Source organism: Segatella copri (assembly GCF_024330485.1).
Lineage (GTDB): Bacteria > Bacteroidota > Bacteroidia > Bacteroidales > Bacteroidaceae > Prevotella > Prevotella copri_L.
The window spans coordinates 34573-51078 of record NZ_JANDWX010000008.1; the positions used below are offsets into that span (position 1 = coordinate 34573).

23 protein-coding genes are annotated in these 16506 nt (G+C 42.8%); all 23 read left to right on the forward strand.

Going from position 1 to position 16506, the window contains the following annotated elements:
• Nucleotides 1-3 precede the first annotated feature (3 nt).
• On the forward strand, nucleotides 4-4338 hold the full coding sequence (gene rpoC / locus NNC77_RS06515; protein WP_117727213.1) for a DNA-directed RNA polymerase subunit beta': 4335 nt from the start codon (nucleotides 4-6) through the stop codon (nucleotides 4336-4338).
• Nucleotides 4339-4570: 232 nt separating this feature from the next.
• Nucleotides 4571-4897 carry a DUF3467 domain-containing protein gene (locus NNC77_RS06520; RefSeq protein WP_006848840.1) on the forward strand — a complete coding sequence of 109 codons (327 nt, stop codon included), beginning with the start codon at nucleotides 4571-4573 and terminating at the stop codon, nucleotides 4895-4897.
• A 243-nt stretch (nucleotides 4898-5140) separates the two neighbouring features.
• On the forward strand, nucleotides 5141-5521 hold the full coding sequence (gene rpsL / locus NNC77_RS06525; protein WP_006848839.1) for a 30S ribosomal protein S12: 381 nt from the start codon (nucleotides 5141-5143) through the stop codon (nucleotides 5519-5521).
• A gap of 180 nt (nucleotides 5522-5701) precedes the next feature.
• Nucleotides 5702-6178: a 30S ribosomal protein S7 gene (gene rpsG, locus NNC77_RS06530; protein WP_006848838.1), complete on the forward strand. Its 477-nt coding sequence runs from the start codon at nucleotides 5702-5704 to the stop codon at nucleotides 6176-6178.
• A 27-nt stretch (nucleotides 6179-6205) separates the two neighbouring features.
• A complete protein-coding gene (gene fusA, locus NNC77_RS06535) occupies nucleotides 6206-8320 on the forward strand; it encodes an elongation factor G (protein ID WP_022122144.1) in 2115 nt (704 codons plus the stop codon).
• Nucleotides 8321-8431: 111 nt separating this feature from the next.
• Nucleotides 8432-8737 carry a 30S ribosomal protein S10 gene (rpsJ, locus tag NNC77_RS06540; RefSeq protein ID WP_006283658.1) on the forward strand — a complete coding sequence of 102 codons (306 nt, stop codon included), beginning with the start codon at nucleotides 8432-8434 and terminating at the stop codon, nucleotides 8735-8737.
• A gap of 19 nt (nucleotides 8738-8756) precedes the next feature.
• Complete coding sequence (rplC, locus tag NNC77_RS06545) at nucleotides 8757-9371, forward strand: 50S ribosomal protein L3 (RefSeq protein ID WP_022122145.1); 615 nt, start codon at nucleotides 8757-8759, stop codon at nucleotides 9369-9371.
• Nucleotides 9371-10000, forward strand: a complete 630-nt coding sequence (gene rplD, locus NNC77_RS06550; protein ID WP_022122146.1) for a 50S ribosomal protein L4 — start codon at nucleotides 9371-9373, stop codon at nucleotides 9998-10000. Before rplC ends, rplD begins: the two co-directional genes overlap by 1 nt.
• 17 nt (nucleotides 10001-10017) lie before the next feature.
• Nucleotides 10018-10311, forward strand: a complete 294-nt coding sequence (gene rplW, locus NNC77_RS06555; RefSeq protein ID WP_006848834.1) for a 50S ribosomal protein L23 — start codon at nucleotides 10018-10020, stop codon at nucleotides 10309-10311.
• A gap of 8 nt (nucleotides 10312-10319) precedes the next feature.
• Nucleotides 10320-11147, forward strand: coding sequence for a 50S ribosomal protein L2 (gene rplB / locus NNC77_RS06560; RefSeq protein WP_006848833.1), 828 nt, complete (start codon nucleotides 10320-10322; stop codon nucleotides 11145-11147).
• Nucleotides 11148-11157: 10 nt separating this feature from the next.
• Nucleotides 11158-11424, forward strand: coding sequence for a 30S ribosomal protein S19 (gene rpsS / locus NNC77_RS06565; protein ID WP_006848832.1), 267 nt, complete (start codon nucleotides 11158-11160; stop codon nucleotides 11422-11424).
• Between the two features lie 35 nt (nucleotides 11425-11459).
• Nucleotides 11460-11864, forward strand: coding sequence for a 50S ribosomal protein L22 (gene rplV, locus NNC77_RS06570; protein ID WP_006848831.1), 405 nt, complete (start codon nucleotides 11460-11462; stop codon nucleotides 11862-11864).
• A 9-nt stretch (nucleotides 11865-11873) separates the two neighbouring features.
• Nucleotides 11874-12605 carry a 30S ribosomal protein S3 gene (gene rpsC, locus NNC77_RS06575; protein WP_006848830.1) on the forward strand — a complete coding sequence of 244 codons (732 nt, stop codon included), beginning with the start codon at nucleotides 11874-11876 and terminating at the stop codon, nucleotides 12603-12605.
• Between the two features lie 16 nt (nucleotides 12606-12621).
• Nucleotides 12622-13050 (forward strand): 50S ribosomal protein L16, encoded by a 429-nt coding sequence (gene rplP / locus NNC77_RS06580; protein ID WP_006848829.1) that lies wholly within the window; start codon nucleotides 12622-12624, stop codon nucleotides 13048-13050.
• Between the two features lie 2 nt (nucleotides 13051-13052).
• Nucleotides 13053-13247 carry a 50S ribosomal protein L29 gene (gene rpmC, locus NNC77_RS06585; RefSeq protein ID WP_006848828.1) on the forward strand — a complete coding sequence of 65 codons (195 nt, stop codon included), beginning with the start codon at nucleotides 13053-13055 and terminating at the stop codon, nucleotides 13245-13247.
• Nucleotides 13248-13249: 2 nt separating this feature from the next.
• Complete coding sequence (rpsQ, locus tag NNC77_RS06590; RefSeq protein ID WP_006848827.1) at nucleotides 13250-13516, forward strand: 30S ribosomal protein S17; 267 nt, start codon at nucleotides 13250-13252, stop codon at nucleotides 13514-13516.
• A 2-nt stretch (nucleotides 13517-13518) separates the two neighbouring features.
• The gene (gene rplN, locus NNC77_RS06595; RefSeq protein ID WP_006848826.1) at nucleotides 13519-13884 is read left to right on the forward strand and encodes a 50S ribosomal protein L14; all 366 of its coding nucleotides are present in this window, start codon (nucleotides 13519-13521) and stop codon (nucleotides 13882-13884) included.
• 20 nt (nucleotides 13885-13904) lie between these two features.
• Entirely contained in the window at nucleotides 13905-14222 is a 318-nt protein-coding gene (rplX, locus tag NNC77_RS06600) for a 50S ribosomal protein L24 (protein WP_006848825.1), read from the forward strand.
• On the forward strand, nucleotides 14222-14776 hold the full coding sequence (gene rplE / locus NNC77_RS06605) for a 50S ribosomal protein L5 (RefSeq protein ID WP_022122149.1): 555 nt from the start codon (nucleotides 14222-14224) through the stop codon (nucleotides 14774-14776). Before rplX ends, rplE begins: the two co-directional genes overlap by 1 nt.
• Before the next feature lie 5 nt (nucleotides 14777-14781).
• Nucleotides 14782-15084 carry a 30S ribosomal protein S14 gene (gene rpsN / locus NNC77_RS06610; RefSeq protein ID WP_006848823.1) on the forward strand — a complete coding sequence of 101 codons (303 nt, stop codon included), beginning with the start codon at nucleotides 14782-14784 and terminating at the stop codon, nucleotides 15082-15084.
• Nucleotides 15085-15158: 74 nt separating this feature from the next.
• Nucleotides 15159-15554 (forward strand): 30S ribosomal protein S8, encoded by a 396-nt coding sequence (gene rpsH, locus NNC77_RS06615; RefSeq protein WP_006848822.1) that lies wholly within the window; start codon nucleotides 15159-15161, stop codon nucleotides 15552-15554.
• A gap of 14 nt (nucleotides 15555-15568) precedes the next feature.
• Nucleotides 15569-16141, forward strand: coding sequence for a 50S ribosomal protein L6 (gene rplF, locus NNC77_RS06620; RefSeq protein ID WP_117694704.1), 573 nt, complete (start codon nucleotides 15569-15571; stop codon nucleotides 16139-16141).
• A gap of 18 nt (nucleotides 16142-16159) precedes the next feature.
• Complete coding sequence (rplR, locus tag NNC77_RS06625; protein ID WP_022122151.1) at nucleotides 16160-16504, forward strand: 50S ribosomal protein L18; 345 nt, start codon at nucleotides 16160-16162, stop codon at nucleotides 16502-16504.
• Nucleotides 16505-16506: the final 2 nt, after the last annotated feature.

Consider the following 16506-nt stretch of genomic DNA (forward strand, 5'->3'; position numbering starts at 1 on the left):
AACATGGCTTTCAAAAAAGATACAAAGGTAAAGAATAATTTTACGAAGATTACCATCGGTCTCGCTTCGCCAGAGGAGATCTTGGAAAATTCGTATGGTGAGGTTACTAAACCGGAAACCATTAATTATCGTACATATAAGCCGGAGCGTGATGGCTTGTTCTGCGAGCGTATTTTTGGTCCTACTAAGGACTATGAATGCGCCTGCGGCAAGTACAAGCGTATCCGTTATAAGGGAATCGTCTGCGACCGATGCGGTGTAGAGGTTACAGAGAAGAAAGTTCGTCGTGAACGCTCTGGTCACATTGAGCTTGTCGTACCTGTTGCTCATATTTGGTATTTCCGTTCTCTTCCAAATAAGATTGGTTACCTTTTGGGTATGCCGACCAAGAAACTTGATGCTGTCATTTACTACGAGAAGTATGTAGTTATCCAGCCTGGTATTCTTGAGGGAAAGACTGATGCTGATGGTCTTGAATTGAACGGTTCTCACAAACTTGATCTCTTGTCAGAAGATGAATATATGGCTCTTCTTGACCAGTATGATCCTAATGGTGACAATGAACTTTTGGACGATACGGACCCTAATAAGTTTATAGCAAAAATGGGTGCTGAAGCAATTTATCAGTTGCTCCAGAATGTAGACCTTGACTCTTTGTCATACGAACTCCGCGATCGTGCAAATAACGATTCAAGTCAGCAGCGTAAAACTGAGGCTCTGAAGCGTCTGCAAGTTGTAGAAGGTTTCCGTGCTAGTAAAGGTATTAACAAGCCAGAATGGATGATCATGAAGATTATTCCTGTTACTCCACCTGAGCTTCGTCCGTTGGTACCATTGGATGGTGGTCGTTTTGCAACATCAGACTTGAATGACCTCTATCGTCGTGTGATTATCCGTAACAACCGTTTGAAGAGATTGGTTGAGATCAAGGCTCCTGAGGTTATTCTCCGTAACGAGAAGCGTATGTTGCAGGAGGCTGTTGACAGCTTGTTCGACAACTCACGCAAGAGCTCTGCTGTAAAGAGTGAGAGCAATCGTCCTTTGAAGTCACTCTCTGACTCTTTAAAGGGTAAGCAGGGTCGTTTCCGTCAGAACTTGCTGGGTAAGCGTGTTGACTATTCTGCCCGTTCTGTAATCGTTGTAGGTCCAGAGTTGAAGATGGGTGAGTGTGGTCTTCCAAAACTGATGGCTGCAGAGCTTTACAAACCATTTATCATCCGTAAGTTGATAGAGCGTGGTATCGTAAAGACTGTTAAGAGTGCCAAGAAGATTGTTGATCGTCGCGAGCCAGTTATTTGGGATATTCTTGAGAATGTAATGAAGGGTCATCCGGTTATGTTGAACCGTGCCCCTACGCTTCACCGACTCGGTATCCAGGCATTCCAGCCTAAGATGATTGAGGGTAAGGCTATTCAGTTGCATCCATTGGCATGTACAGCGTTCAACGCCGACTTCGATGGTGACCAGATGGCTGTTCACCTTCCATTGAGCAATGAGGCTGTTTTGGAGGCTCAAATCCTGATGCTTCAGAGTCATAACATTCTCAACCCAGCTAATGGTGCGCCTATCACCGTTCCTTCTCAGGATATGGTGCTTGGTCTTTACTATATTACTAAGATTCGTCCAGGTGCAAAGGGTGAGGGCTTGACATTCTATGGTCCTGAAGAGGCATTGATTGCTCGTAACGAGGGCCGATGTGATCTTCATGCTTTGATTAAGGTTGTAGTTGACGACTTGGTTGATGGTACAATCCAGAAACGAATGGTAGAAACTTCTGTTGGACGTGTCATCGTTAATGGTATCATTCCTGATGAAGTTGGCTTCTTCAATGATGTGATTTCCAAGAAAACCCTCCGTGGTTTGATTTCTAATGTTATCAAGGCTGTTGGTATGGCTAAGGCTTGTGAATTCCTTGATGGAATCAAGAACTTAGGTTATCGTATGGCTTATGTCGCAGGATTGTCATTCAACCTTGGTGATATTATTATTCCACCAGAGAAGGAAGCTATTGTTGAGCGCGGTCGTAAGGAGGTTGAGGAAATTACCAATAACTATAATATGGGTTTCATCACCAACAAGGAACGATACAACCAGGTTATTGATGCGTGGACTCACGTAAATACAGATTTGGGTAATATCTTGATGAAGGAGATGACCGAAGCTGACCAGGGATTCAACGCCGTATACATGATGCTTGATTCTGGAGCCCGTGGTTCTAAGGATCAGATTAAGCAGTTGTCTGGTATGCGTGGTTTGATGGCTAAACCTCAGAAGGCTGGTGCAGAGGGCGCGCAGATCATTGAGAACCCTATCCTTTCTAACTTTAAGGAGGGTATGTCTGTATTGGAGTACTTTATCGCTTCTCACGGTGCCCGTAAGGGTCTTGCTGATACCGCTATGAAGACTGCCGATGCCGGTTATTTGACTCGTCGTCTTGTAGACGTTTCTCACGATGTTATTATCACCGAAGAGGATTGTGGTACATTGCGTGGCTTGGTTTGTACAGCTTTAAAGAATGGTGATGAGATTATTTCATCTCTTTATGAGCGTATTTTGGGTCGTGTTTCTGTGCATGATGTTATTCATCCAACAACTGGTGAACTGATTGTCAAATCTGGTGAAGAAATCACCGAGGCTAAGGCAAAGGCTATTGATGAATCTCCTATCGAGAGTGTTGAAATTCGTTCTGTTCTCACCTGTGAGAGCAAAAAGGGTGTCTGCATGAAGTGCTATGGCCGTAACTTGGCAACAGCCCGTATGGTACAGTTGGGTGAAGCCGTTGGTGTCATCGCTGCTCAAGCTATTGGTGAGCCAGGTACTCAGTTGACTCTCCGTACATTCCACGCCGGTGGTATTGCATCTAATGCTGCTGCCAATGCTAAGATTGCTGCGAAGAATAAGTCTCGTATCGAGTTTGACGAGTTGAGCACAGTACCATTCGTAGAGGAAGACGAGGAAGGAAACGATATCAAGTGCGAAAAGGTAGTAAGCCACTTGGCTGAAATCCGTTTCGTGGATCCTAATACAAACATCGTTCTTGCAACTTTGAATGTTCCTTACGGTTCTTCATTGTATCACAAGGAGGGTGAAATCGTAGAGAAGGATACCGTTATCGCCCGTTGGGATCCATTCAACGCCGTTATCGTCAGCCAGTATGCGGGTACATTGAAGTTCAATGACGTTCAGAAGGATCAGACTTATCGTGCTGAGGTCGATGAGACTACAGGTTTGGAGGAGAAGATTATCACCGATTCCAAGAATAAGGCAATGGTTCCATCTTGTGATGTTATCGATGCTAATGGTGAAATCCTTGGTACATACAACTTCCCTGTAGGTGGTCACTTGGCAGTTGAGGATGGACAGACAATTAATACCGGTGAGGTTTTGGTTAAGATTCCTCGTGCTGTAGGTGGTGCAGGTGATATCACTGGTGGTCTCCCTCGTGTAACTGAGCTTCTTGAGGCTCGTAACCCTTCTAACCCTGCTGTTGTATCTGAAATCGATGGTGAGGTAACTATGGGTAAGGTAAAGCGTGGTAATCGTGAGATCATCGTGACATCTAAGACAGGCGATCAGAAGAAGTATCTTGTATCTCTTTCTAAGCAGATCTTGGTACAGGAACATGATGCTGTACGTGCTGGTACTCCTCTTTCTGATGGTAGTGTAACTCCTGGCGATATTCTCGCCATCATGGGTCCTACCGCTGTTCAGGAATATATTGTTAACCAGATCCAGGACGTTTACCGTCTTCAGGGTGTGGCTATTAATGATAAGCATTTTGAGGTTGTGGTACGTCAGATGATGCGTAAGGTTCGTATTGACGATCCAGGTGATACTACCTTCTTGGAGCAAGAGTTGGTTGATAAACTTGACTTTGCAGAAGAGAATGATCGTATCTGGGGTAAGAAGGTTGTTACTGACGGTGGTGATAGTGAAAGTCTCAAACCAGGTCAGATCATAACGGCTCGTAGATTGCGAGATGAAAATTCTGCATTGAAGCGTCGTGACTTGAAACTTGTACAGGTTCGTGATGCCGTATCTGCAACTTCTACACAGATCCTCCAGGGTATTACTCGTGCTGCTCTTGGTACTAAGAGCTTTATGAGTGCTGCATCATTCCAGGAAACTACTAAGGTCTTGAATGAGGCTGCTATCCGTGGTAAGGTTGATTACCTTGAGGGTATGAAGGAGAATGTTATCTGTGGTCACTTGATTCCTGCAGGTACTGGTCTTCGTCAGTGGGATAAGCTCATCGTTGGCTCTAAAGAAGAATATGAGCGTATGCAGGCTAATAAGAAAAATGTGCTCGACTATGCTGATTCTCCAATAGGAGAATAATCGTAGAATAGAGTACTATATATAAATAGGTATAATGAGGGTGCGTCATAAGTCTATGGCGCACCCTTTTATTATCTGTAACAGATGAAAAAAAGCAAAGAATCAAGATTCCATCTTCTGTTGTCTTATGATGTTTTTTTTAAAATAAGTGGCAGATTATTCGTTTTTTTCAGATATTATGTGTAAATTTGCACTATCATTTAAAGTTTAATCCTATTAACTTAGTAAAATTATGGAAGAAAATAAGAATAATCAACAGCAGCAGAATCAGTTCCAGATGGGCATCAGCCCTGAAGTTGCAGAGGGTACATACTCTAACTTGGCACTGATTACTCATTCTAGTTCAGACTTCATCTTGGATTTTGCATGTGCACTTCCTGGCATGCCTGCACCTCAGATCAAGAGTCGTGTTATCATGGCACCTGAGCATGCTAAGCGATTGCTCCAGGCATTGCAGAGCAATATTTATAACTATGAGCAGTCCTTCGGTAAAATTAAGTTGTCTGATGAGCAAGAACGTACAATCGCTCCATTTGGCACACCAAAGGGTGAGGCATAATGTACTACAGCATACATACTAAGACTAAATTCTCTGCTAAATTCCGCTTTTTCTTTATAATATTCGTTTTTAATAGTTATATAAAGTTAAAACTAGCCTTCGTTTTTTAAAAGTCTCCTTAATATTTAGGTAGTTTGCCGAAAAAATCGTACCTTTGCACCCCGAAAAGGCTCTATAAAGTAGTGGCTTACATCGAAATAAGACAATAAATAAAAATAAATATATAAATTAAAAAGTAAAATTATGCCTACTATTTCACAGTTAGTAAGAAAAGGCAGACGAGTTCTTGTAGACAAGAGCAAGTCACCAGCTTTGGATTCTTGTCCTCAGCGTCGTGGTGTTTGTGTTCGTGTTTATACAACAACTCCTAAGAAGCCTAATTCAGCAATGCGTAAAGTTGCACGTGTACGTTTGACAAACTCAAAGGAAGTAAACTCTTATATTCCAGGAGAGGGTCACAACTTGCAGGAGCACTCAATTGTTTTGGTTCGCGGTGGTCGTGTAAAGGACCTTCCTGGTGTACGTTATCACATTGTCCGTGGTACACTTGATACTGCAGGTGTTGCGAATCGTACACAGCGTCGTTCTAAGTACGGAGCTAAGCGTCCTAAGGCAAAGAAGTAATATAGCTTCTTAAATTTTAGACAAAACCGCAGACTCACGGTCGGAGAAGGTCGGGAGTTGGGGTTAAAATATTTAATAAAAGTTTTGCTGGAGAAGTAATCAGGTTGAGTAAATGCTCGGGTGCGAGCGTTGAAGAACATTATACAGCCCCATGCAGAATTAAAAAAAGTTTTATTTAAAATGAGAAAAGCAAAACCAAAGAAGAGAGTGATCCTTCCAGATCCTGTCTTCAATGACCAGAAGGTCTCAAAGTTCGTAAATCATTTGATGTATGATGGAAAGAAGAATACATCTTATGAGATTTTCTACAATGCACTTGACATTGTAAAGGCTAAGATGTCTAACGAGGAAAAGTCTGCTCTTGAAATCTGGAAGCAGGCACTTGATAATATTACTCCTCAGGTAGAGGTTAAGAGCCGTCGTATCGGTGGTGCAACCTTCCAGGTTCCTACAGAGATTCGTCCTGATCGTAAGGAAAGTATTTCTATGAAGAATCTTATTCTTTTTGCACGTAAGCGCGGTGGTAAGACTATGGCTGATAAGCTTGCTGCAGAGATCATGGATGCTTTTAATAATCAGGGTGGTGCATTTAAGCGTAAGGAGGATATGCATCGTATGGCTGAGGCTAACCGTGCGTTCGCTCACTTTAGATTCTAATTTAATATATAATATAGTTAAAAGAAAATGGCAAATCGCGATTTACATTTGACTCGTAACATCGGTATCATGGCGCATATCGATGCTGGTAAGACAACAACTTCTGAGCGTATTTTGTTCTATACAGGTAAGACTCATAAGATTGGTGAGGTACACGATGGTGCTGCTACAATGGACTGGATGGCCCAGGAGCAGGAGCGTGGTATTACTATCACTTCTGCGGCTACAACTTGTAATTGGAACTATCTCGGTAAGTCTTATAAGATCAACTTGATCGATACTCCGGGACACGTTGACTTCACTGCTGAGGTTGAGCGTTCTCTCCGTGTACTTGATGGTGCTGTTGCTACATATTCTGCAGCTGATGGTGTTCAGCCACAGTCTGAGACTGTATGGCGTCAGGCTGATAAGTATAATGTACCTCGTATCGGTTATGTAAACAAGATGGACCGTTCTGGTGCTAACTTCTTCGAGACAGTTCAGCAGATGAAGGATATCTTGGGCGCTAATCCAATTGCTATTCAGATTCCTATTGGTGCAGAGGAGAACTTCAAGGGTGTAGTTGACCTCATTAAGATGAAGGCTATCCTTTGGCACGATGAGACTATGGGTGCTGAGTATGATGTAGAAGATATCCCTGCAGACTTGGCTGACGAGGCTGCTGAGTGGCGTGATAAGCTCCTTGAGGGTGCTGCAAACTTCGATGATGAGGTTATGGAACTTTATCTCGATGGTAAGGATATTCCAGAAGAAAAGCTTCTTGCTGCTATCCGTAAGGGTTGCTGTGCTATGGAGTGCTGCCCAATGTTGCTCGGTTCTTCATACAAGAACAAGGGTGTTCAGCCATTGCTCGACTATGTATGTGCATTCTTGCCATCACCAATGGATACTCCAAATATCATCGGTACTAACCCTGATACAGAGGAGGAAGAGGATCGTAAACCATCTGAGGATGAACCAACATCTGCTCTCGCATTTAAGATTGCTACTGACCCATTCATGGGCCGCTTGGTATTCTTCCGCGTTTACTCAGGTAAGGTCGTTGCTGGTTCTTATGTTTACAACCCACGTTCTGGCAAGCGCGAGCGTATCAGCCGTCTGTTCCAGATGAACTCTAAGCAGGAAATCCCAATGGAGTCTATCGATGCTGGTGATATCGGTGCAGGTGTAGGTTTCAAGGATATCCGTACAGGTGATACTCTCTGTGACGAGGAACACCCAATCGTATTGGAGTCTATGACATTCCCTGATACTGTGATTTCTATCGCAGTAGAGCCAAAGAGCCAGGCAGACATCGCTAAGATGGATAATGGTCTCGCTAAGTTGGCTGAGGAGGATCCAACCTTCACAGTTCGTACAGACGAGCAGAGCGGTCAGACAATTATCTCTGGTATGGGTGAGCTCCACTTGGATATCATCATCGACCGTTTGAAGCGTGAGTTCAAGGTTGAGTGTAATCAGGGTAAGCCTCAGGTTAACTACAAGGAGGCTATCACTAAGACAGCTCAGAGCCGTGAAACTTATAAGAAGCAGTCTGGTGGTCGTGGTAAGTTCGCTTGTATCGATGTAACCATCGGTCCTAAGGACGAGGATTACAAGGAAGGCGACTTGCAGTTCATCAACGAGGTTAAGGGTGGTAACGTTCCTAAGGAATTCATTCCATCTGTACAGAAGGGCTTCGCTGATTGCTTGTCAAATGGTGTACTCGGTGGCTTCCCAATGACAGGTTTGAAGGTGACTTTGACCGATGGTAGCTTCCACCCAGTTGACTCTGACCAGTTGTCATTCGAGTTGGTAGCACATCAGGCATTCAAGGTACTTTGCCCTAAGGCTGGTCCAGTTTTGATGGAGCCTATCATGAAGGTAGAGGTTGTTACTCCAGAAGAGAACATGGGTGATGTAATCGGTGACTTGAACAAGCGCCGTGGTCTCGTTCAGGGTATGGAAGAAGGTCGTAGCGGTGCTCGCATCGTAAAGGCAATGGTTCCATTGGCTGAGATGTTCGGTTATGTAACAGCTTTGCGTACTATCACTTCTGGTCGTGCAACAAGTTCTATGGAGTACGATCATCATGCACCTCTTTCTTCAACAATTGCTAAGGCTGTGTTGGAGGAGGTTAAGGGTCACGCAGATCTTCTTTAATAATAAAGAATAACGGTAAGATGAGGCGCTGCTTAGCGAATGACTCTTAAGCAGCGTACCTCTTCTTCCATTAGACTAAATAATTCATATAATAATAACTTAATTTTAAAAATGAGTCAGAAAATCAGAATTAAGCTGAAGTCTTACGACCACCAGTTGGTTGACAAGTCAGCTGAGAAGATTGTGAAGGCTGTAAAGGCAACAGGCGCTATCGTTAGTGGTCCTATTCCATTGCCAACACACAAGCGTATTTTTACTGTAAACCGCAGTACTTTCGTTAACAAGAAGTCTCGCGAGCAGTTCCAGCTCTCAGATTTCAAGCGTCTCATTGACATCTACAGTTCAACAGCTAAGACAGTTGATGCCTTGATGAAGCTTGAATTGCCAAGTGGTGTAGAAGTAGAAATCAAAGTCTAATTATTTAAATTAAATTGAAATGCCAGGATTAATTGGAAAGAAAATCGGAATGACATCCGTTTTCAGTGCCGACGGTAAGAATATTCCGTGCACTGTTATCGAAGTAGGTCCTTGTGTTGTAACCCAGGTGAAAACTGTAGAAAAGGATGGTTACAAGGCTTATCAGTTAGGTTTCGAAGAGGCAAAGGAGAAGCGTACTTCTCAGCCTATGATGGGAATCTTCAAGAAGGCAGGCACAACACCTAAGAAGCACTTGGCCGAGTTCAAGTTTGATGAGGAGTACAACCTCGGTGACACAATTACAGTTGAAATCTTCAACGATTGTAAGTTCGTTGATGTAATTGGTACATCAAAGGGTAAAGGCTTCCAGGGTGTTGTTAAGCGTCACGGATTCGGTGGTGTAGGTCAGTCTACTCACGGTCAGGATGACCGCGCTCGTAAGCCGGGATCTATTGGTGCTTGTTCTTACCCTGCAAAGGTATTCAAGGGTATGCGCATGGGCGGCCAAATGGGAGGTGACAGAGTTACAACTCAGAACCTTCAGGTGTTAAAGGTAATTCCAGAGCAGAATCTTCTTATTGTTAAGGGTTCTTTCGCTGGATGCAAAGGTTCAACTGTTTTAATTGAGAAATAATGGAAGTTAGCGTATTAGATATCAAAGGTCAGGAGACCGGCCGCAAGGTAGCTCTTAATGATGCAGTCTTCGGCATTGAGCCTAACGATCACGTTCTCTATCTTGACGTAAAGCAGTATCTCGCTAACCAGCGTCAGGGTACAGCTAAGTCTAAGGAGAGAAGCGAGATGAGCGGTTCTACTCGTAAGCTTGGTCGTCAGAAGGGTGGCGGCGGTGCTCGCCGTGGTGATATTAACTCACCTGTACTCGTAGGTGGTGCTCGCGTTTTTGGTCCTAAACCACGTGATTACCGCTTCAAGCTCAACAAAAAAGTAAAGATTCTTGCTCGTAAGTCTGCTCTGTCTTATAAGGCACAGGAAAGCGCAATTGTAATGTTGGAAGACTTTACATTTGAGGCTCCGAAGACTAAAGAATTCTTAAGTATTATTAAGAATCTCAAAATTGAGGGCAAAAAAGTGCTCTTCGTTTTGCCAGAATCAAATAAAAACGTATATTTGTCTGCACGTAACTTACAGCGCGCTGAGGTTATCCTCGCATCTAACGTCAATTCGTACAAAGTTTTGAACGCTGATGTAGTAGTGATTACTGAAAAGTCGCTGGAGACTATCGACCAGATCTTAACAAAGTAAAAAGGAGATATTAGAATATGGCATTTATTATCAAACCATTGGTTACTGAGAAGATGACCAAGATTACAGACAAGCAGCCTAACCGCTATGGCTTCGTTGTTCGTCCTGAGGCTAATAAGCTCGAGATTAAGAAGGAAGTTGAGAGTCTGTATAATGTTACAGTAGTTGACGTGAACACTATTCGTTACGCAGGCAAGCGCTCTGCCCGTTATACAAAGGCAGGTCTTGTTAAGGGTCAGAAGAATGCGTTCAAGAAGGCAATCGTTACTCTTAAGGAGGGCGATACAATTGATTTTTACAGCAATATTTAAAATAAAAAATGGCAGTACGTAAATTAAAACCGGTTACTCCGGGTCAAAGACACAAAGTTATTGGCACGTTCGAGGATATTACTGCATCCGTGCCAGAGAAGTCTCTCGTTTACGGTAAACGTTCTACCGGCGGTCGAAACAACACCGGTAAGATGACCGTTCGCTACATTGGCGGTGGTCACAAGCAGAAGTATCGTTTAATCGACTTCAAACGTGAGAAAGATGGTGTTCCAGCAGTTGTTAAGACAATCGAGTACGATCCAAACCGTTCGGCTCGTATCGCATTGCTTTACTATGCTGATGGTGAAAAACGTTACATTATTGCTCCTAACGGACTTCAGGTAGGCGCTACTTTGATGTCAGGTGCAGATGCTGCTCCTGAGATTGGTAATTGTCTTCCTTTGGCAAACATCCCTGTAGGTACAGTGATCCACAACATTGAGTTGCGTCCTGGTCAGGGTGCCTTGTTGGTTCGTTCGGCTGGTAATTTTGCTCAGTTGACTTCTCGTGAGGGCAGTTATTGTGTAATTAAGCTCCCTTCTGGTGAAACACGCCAGATTTTGAGTGCTTGTAAGGCTACAGTTGGTAGTGTTGGTAACTCTGACCACGCTCTTGAACAGTCTGGTAAGGCTGGACGTTCTCGTTGGTTGGGTCGTCGTCCACACAACCGTGGTGTTGTTATGAACCCTGTTGATCACCCAATGGGTGGTGGTGAAGGTCGCCAGAGTGGTGGTCACCCACGTTCACGTAAGGGCTTGTACGCTAAGGGTCTTAAGACTCGCGCACCTAAGAAGCTTTCTAACAAGTATATTATCGAAAGAGCTAACAAAAAATAAAGAGTAAATTATGAGTCGTTCACTTAAAAAAGGTCCATACATCAACGTTTCTCTCGAGAAGAAGATTCTCGCTATGAACGAGAGTGGCAAGAAGAATGTTGTTAAGACATGGGCTAGAGCTTCAATGATATCTCCTGATTTCGTAGGACATACTGTTGCAGTTCATAACGGTAACAAATTTATCCCTGTTTATGTTACAGAGAATATGGTTGGCCACAAGCTTGGAGAGTTTGCTCCAACACGTCGCTTTGGCGGTCACTCTGGTAACAGAAAGTAAGCTAAGGGTTAAACCATTTAAAATTTAAGTAAATAATGGGAGCAAGAAAACATATTGCGGCTGAGAAATTGAAAGAAGCCCGTAAAAACTTGTACTTCGCAAAGTTGGTAGGCGTTCCTTCTTCTCCACGTAAGATGCGCTATGTAGTAGACATGATTCGTGGTATGGAGGTTAACCGTGCACTCGGAGTACTTCGCTTCTCTAAGAAGCAGGCATCAGCTGATGTAGAGAAATTACTTCGTTCAGCTATCGCTAACTGGGAAGCTAAGAATAATCGCAAGGCTGAAGACGGTGAGCTTTATATCAGTAAGGTCTTCGTTGACGAAGGCGTTACAATGAAACGTATGAGACCTGCACCACAGGGTCGTGGTTATAGAATTCGTAAGCGTTCTAACCATGTAACTCTTTTTGTTGATGCAAAAACTAATGACGAAAAATAATTAAGTAGAATGGGACAGAAAGTTAATCCGATTAGTAACCGACTTGGTGTTATCCGTGGTTGGGATTCAAATTGGTTCGGTGGTAAGAACTTCGGTGATAACCTCGTTGAGGATCAGAAAATCCGTAAGTATCTTAACGAGCGTCTTGCTAAAGCAAGCATTTCTCGTATTATTATCGAACGTACATTGAAACTTGTTACCATTACTATTTGTACAGCCCGTCCAGGTATTGTCATTGGTAAAGGTGGTCAGGATGTAGATAAGTTGAAGGAAGAGTTGAAGAAGCTTTATAAGAAAGATATTCAGATCAACATCTTCGAGGTTAAAAAGCCTGAACTTGATGCTACTATCGTTGGTAAGAATATTGCGACTCAGATTGAGCACATGATTGCTTATCGTCGCGCTATCAAGATGGCAGTTGCTAACACCATGCGTGCTGGTGCTGAGGGTATCAAGGTACAGATTACAGGTCGTCTGAATGGTGCTGAAATGGCACGTAAAGAAATGTACAAAGAGGGTCGTACTCCTCTTCATACATTCCGCGCAGACATCGACTACTGCCAGTGCGAGGCACTTACAAAGGTAGGTTTGCTTGGTATTAAGGTTTGGATTTGCCGTGGTGAGGTTTATGGTAAGGCTGATCTTACTCCAAACTTCTCACAGGACAATAAGAGCAACAACCGTGGTAACGGTCGCTCTAACAACCGTGGTGGTAATCGTAAAAGAAACAATAACCGTTAAATTTTAGAAAGCTATCATGTTACAGCCAAAAAGAGTTAAATATAGAAGACCTCAAGATGGTCGTGGCAACAAAGGCAACGCTCACAGAGGTACACAATTGGCTTTCGGTTCTTTTGGTATCAAAACTCTTGAATCAAAGTGGATCGATAGTCGTCAGATTGAGGCAGCTCGTGTAGCATTGAACCGCTATATGAACCGTCAAGGTCAGGTCTGGATTAGAATTTTCCCTGATAAGCCAATCACTCGCAAGCCTGCTGATGTCCGTATGGGTAAAGGTAAGGGTGATCCAGCAGGATGGGTTGCACCTGTTACACCAGGTAGAATTCTCTTCGAAGTTGAAGGAGTTAGTTTCGATATTGCAAAAGAAGGTCTTCGCCTTTGCGCTCAGAAACTTCCTGTTAAGACTAAGTTTATTGTTAGACGTGATTACGATAAAAACGCTTAATTATGAAGATTGCAGAAATTAAAAATATCGAGACCAAAGAATTGGTTGAGAAGTTGGAGGCAGCTGTTGATGCTTTGAACAAGAAGAAGATCAATCATAATGTAACTCCACTTGAGAATCCATCAGAGATTAAGGTTGCTCGTCGTGATATTGCACGTATGAAAACTGAACTTCGTCAGAGAGAACTTAACAAATAATAATGGTCCAGATGGAAACAAGAAATTTAAGAAAAGTAAGACAGGGTGTTGTTATTAGCAACAAGATGGATAAAACCATTGTTATTGCAGCTAAGTTCAAGGAGATGCACCCTATTTATGGTAAATTTGTCCAGAAGACAAAGAAGTACCATGCACATGACGAGAATAATGAGGCTAACGTAGGTGATACTGTTATGATCATGGAGACTCGTCCTCTGTCTAAGACAAAGAGATGGAGATTAGTACAAATTGTTGAAAAAGCTAAGTAATTATGATACAGACTGAATCAAGACTTACAGTATGTGATAACAGCGGTGCTCGTGAGGCTCTTTGCATTCGAGTTCTCGGTGGTACAGGCCGTCGTTACGCTAGCGTTGGTGACGTTATTGTTGTTGCAGTCAAGAACGTTATCCCATCAAGTGATTTGAAGAAGGGTGCAGTATCAAAGGCTTTGATTGTTCGCACAAAGAAGGAAATTCGTCGTGCAGATGGTTCTTACATCCGTTTCGATGACAACGCTTGTGTATTGCTTAACAATGCAGGTGAGCTTCGTGGTAGCCGTATCTTCGGTCCTGTTGCTCGTGAGCTTCGTGCAGTAAATATGAAAGTCGTTTCTTTGGCACCTGAGGTTCTTTAATATTTAAAAAGTAAGAAGTAATGAGTAAGTTACATATTAAGAAAGACGATACCGTTATCGTTATTGCCGGTGCAGATAAGGGCAAGACTGGTAAGGTGCTTAAGGTCCTCGTTGAGGAGAACCGTGCTATCGTAGAAGGTGTGCACATGGTTTCTAAGAGCACTAAGCCATCTGCTAAGAATCCTCAGGGAGGTATTGTTAAGCAGGAGGCTCCTATTCATATCTCAAATTTGAGTTTGATTGATCCTAAGAGTGGCAAGGCTACTCGTGTTGCTATCAAGCATGAGGGTAAAAACGTTGTTCGCATCGCTAAAAAGTCAGGGGAGGAAATCAAGTAATGGATACAGCACAGTTAAAGAAAGTATATAAGGAGACAATCGCTCCTGCTCTTCAGAAGCAGTTCAACTACTCTTCAGCTATGGAGATTCCAGTATTGAAGAAGATTGTCATTAATCAGGGTCTTGGTGATGCTACTCAGGACAAGAAAATTGTTGATGTAGCAATCAATGAGATTACTGCTATCACCGGTCAGAAGGCTGTTGCTACATATTCTAAAAAGGATATTGCAAACTTCAAGCTTCGTAAGAAGATGCCTATCGGTGTTATGGTAACATTGCGTCGTGAGCGTATGTACGAGTTCTTGGAGAAGCTCGTTCGTGTTTCTCTTCCTCGTATTCGCGACTTCAAGGGTATTGAGAGCAAGTTTGATGGTCGTGGTAACTATACATTAGGTATCACAGAGCAGATTATCTTCCCTGAGATTAATATCGATGAGATTGATCGTATTCAGGGTATGAATATTACCTTCGTAACAACAGCTAAGACTGATGAAGAAGGTTTTGCTCTTTTGAAGGCTTTTGGTCTTCCATTCAAGAACGCAAATAAAGATTAAGAGATATGGCAAAAGAATCAATGAAAGCTCGCGAGGTTAAGCGTGCAAAGCTTGTAGCTCGTTACGCTGAAAAGCGCGAAGCACTGAAAAAGATTATTGCAACTTCTAATGATCCAGCCGAAGCATACGAGGCAGCTCGTAAGCTTCAGGCTATCCCTAAGAATGCAAACCCAATCCGTCTTCACAATCGTTGCAAGATTACTGGTCGTCCAAAGGGTTATATCCGTCAGTTCGGTATTTCTCGTATCCAGTTCCGTGAGATGGCTTCTGCTGGTTTGATTCCAGGTGTAAAGAAGGCTAGCTGGTAATCCTTTCAAAGGTAAGAATATTTTTTTATTTAATATTGTCGGGGTAGTCCCGATTAATTAAACATTTATATTTTATGACAGATCCAATAGCAGATTATCTGACAAGACTCAGAAATGCAATCATGGCTCATCACCGTGTTGTAGAAGTTCCTGCGTCTAACTTGAAGAAAGAGATCACTAAGATCCTCTTCGAGAAAGGTTACATCCTCAATTACAAGTTTGTAGAGGATGGTCCTCAGGGCTCAATTAAGGTTGCCTTGAAGTACAACCCAACTACAAAGCAAAACGCTATCAAGTGTTTGAAGCGCGTGTCAACTCCAGGTTTGCGTAAGTATACCGGTTACAAGGACATGCCAAGAGTTATTAACGGATTAGGTATTGCAATCTTATCTACATCCAAAGGTGTAATGACAGACAAAGAAGCTTCTGATCTTAAGATCGGTGGCGAGGTTCTTTGCTATATTTATTAATTGGAGGCTTTTATATGTCTAGAATAGGAAAATTGCCAATTAGTATCCCTGCAGGTGTTACTGTAAACTATGATGAGACTTCTCATGTTTGTACAGTAAAGGGCCCTAAGGGTGAACTTTCTCAGTGGATTGATCCATCTATCAAGTTTAATAATGCAGATGGTCAGATTAGCTTTGAAATCGATGAAAATAGTCCTGTAAATATTAAGCAGAAGCAGGCTTTCCACGGTTTGTATCGCTCTCTCGTTAACAACATGGTTGTTGGTGTAAGCGCTGGTTATACAAAGGTTTTGGAATTGGTAGGTGTTGGTTATCGTGTTTCTAACCAGGGTAATATCATTGAGTTTGCTTTGGGTTACACTCACCCTATTTTCATCCAGTTGCCTAAGGAGATTAAGGTTGAGACTAAGTCTGAAAGAAACCAGAACCCAATCTTGACATTGGAGTCTTGCGACAAGCAGTTGTTGGGGCTCGTTTGTGCAAAAATTCGTTCTTTCCGCAAGCCTGAGCCTTATAAAGGTAAGGGTATTCTCTTTAAGGGTGAAGTTATTCGCAGAAAGTCTGGTAAGAGTGCTTCAGCTAAGTAATTTTAATTATTTACGATTATGACAACAAAGAAAGTAGAAAGACGAATTAAGATAAAGTTCCGCATTCGTAAGAGTGTGAACGGTACAGCTGAGCGTCCACGTCTTAGTGTATTCCGCTCTAACAAGCAGATTTACGCTCAGGTTATTAACGATTTGACAGGCACTACACTTGCATCAGCTTCTTCACTCGGTTTGGAGAAGATGCCTAAGCAGGAGCAGGCAACTAAGGTTGGCGAGCTCATTGCTGAGAAGGCTAAGGCTGCTGGCGTTGAGGCAGTAGTTTTCGACCGTAATGGTTACCTTTACCATGGTCGTGTAAAGCAGTTGGCTGAAGGTGCTCGTAATGGTGGTCTTAAATTTTAAAC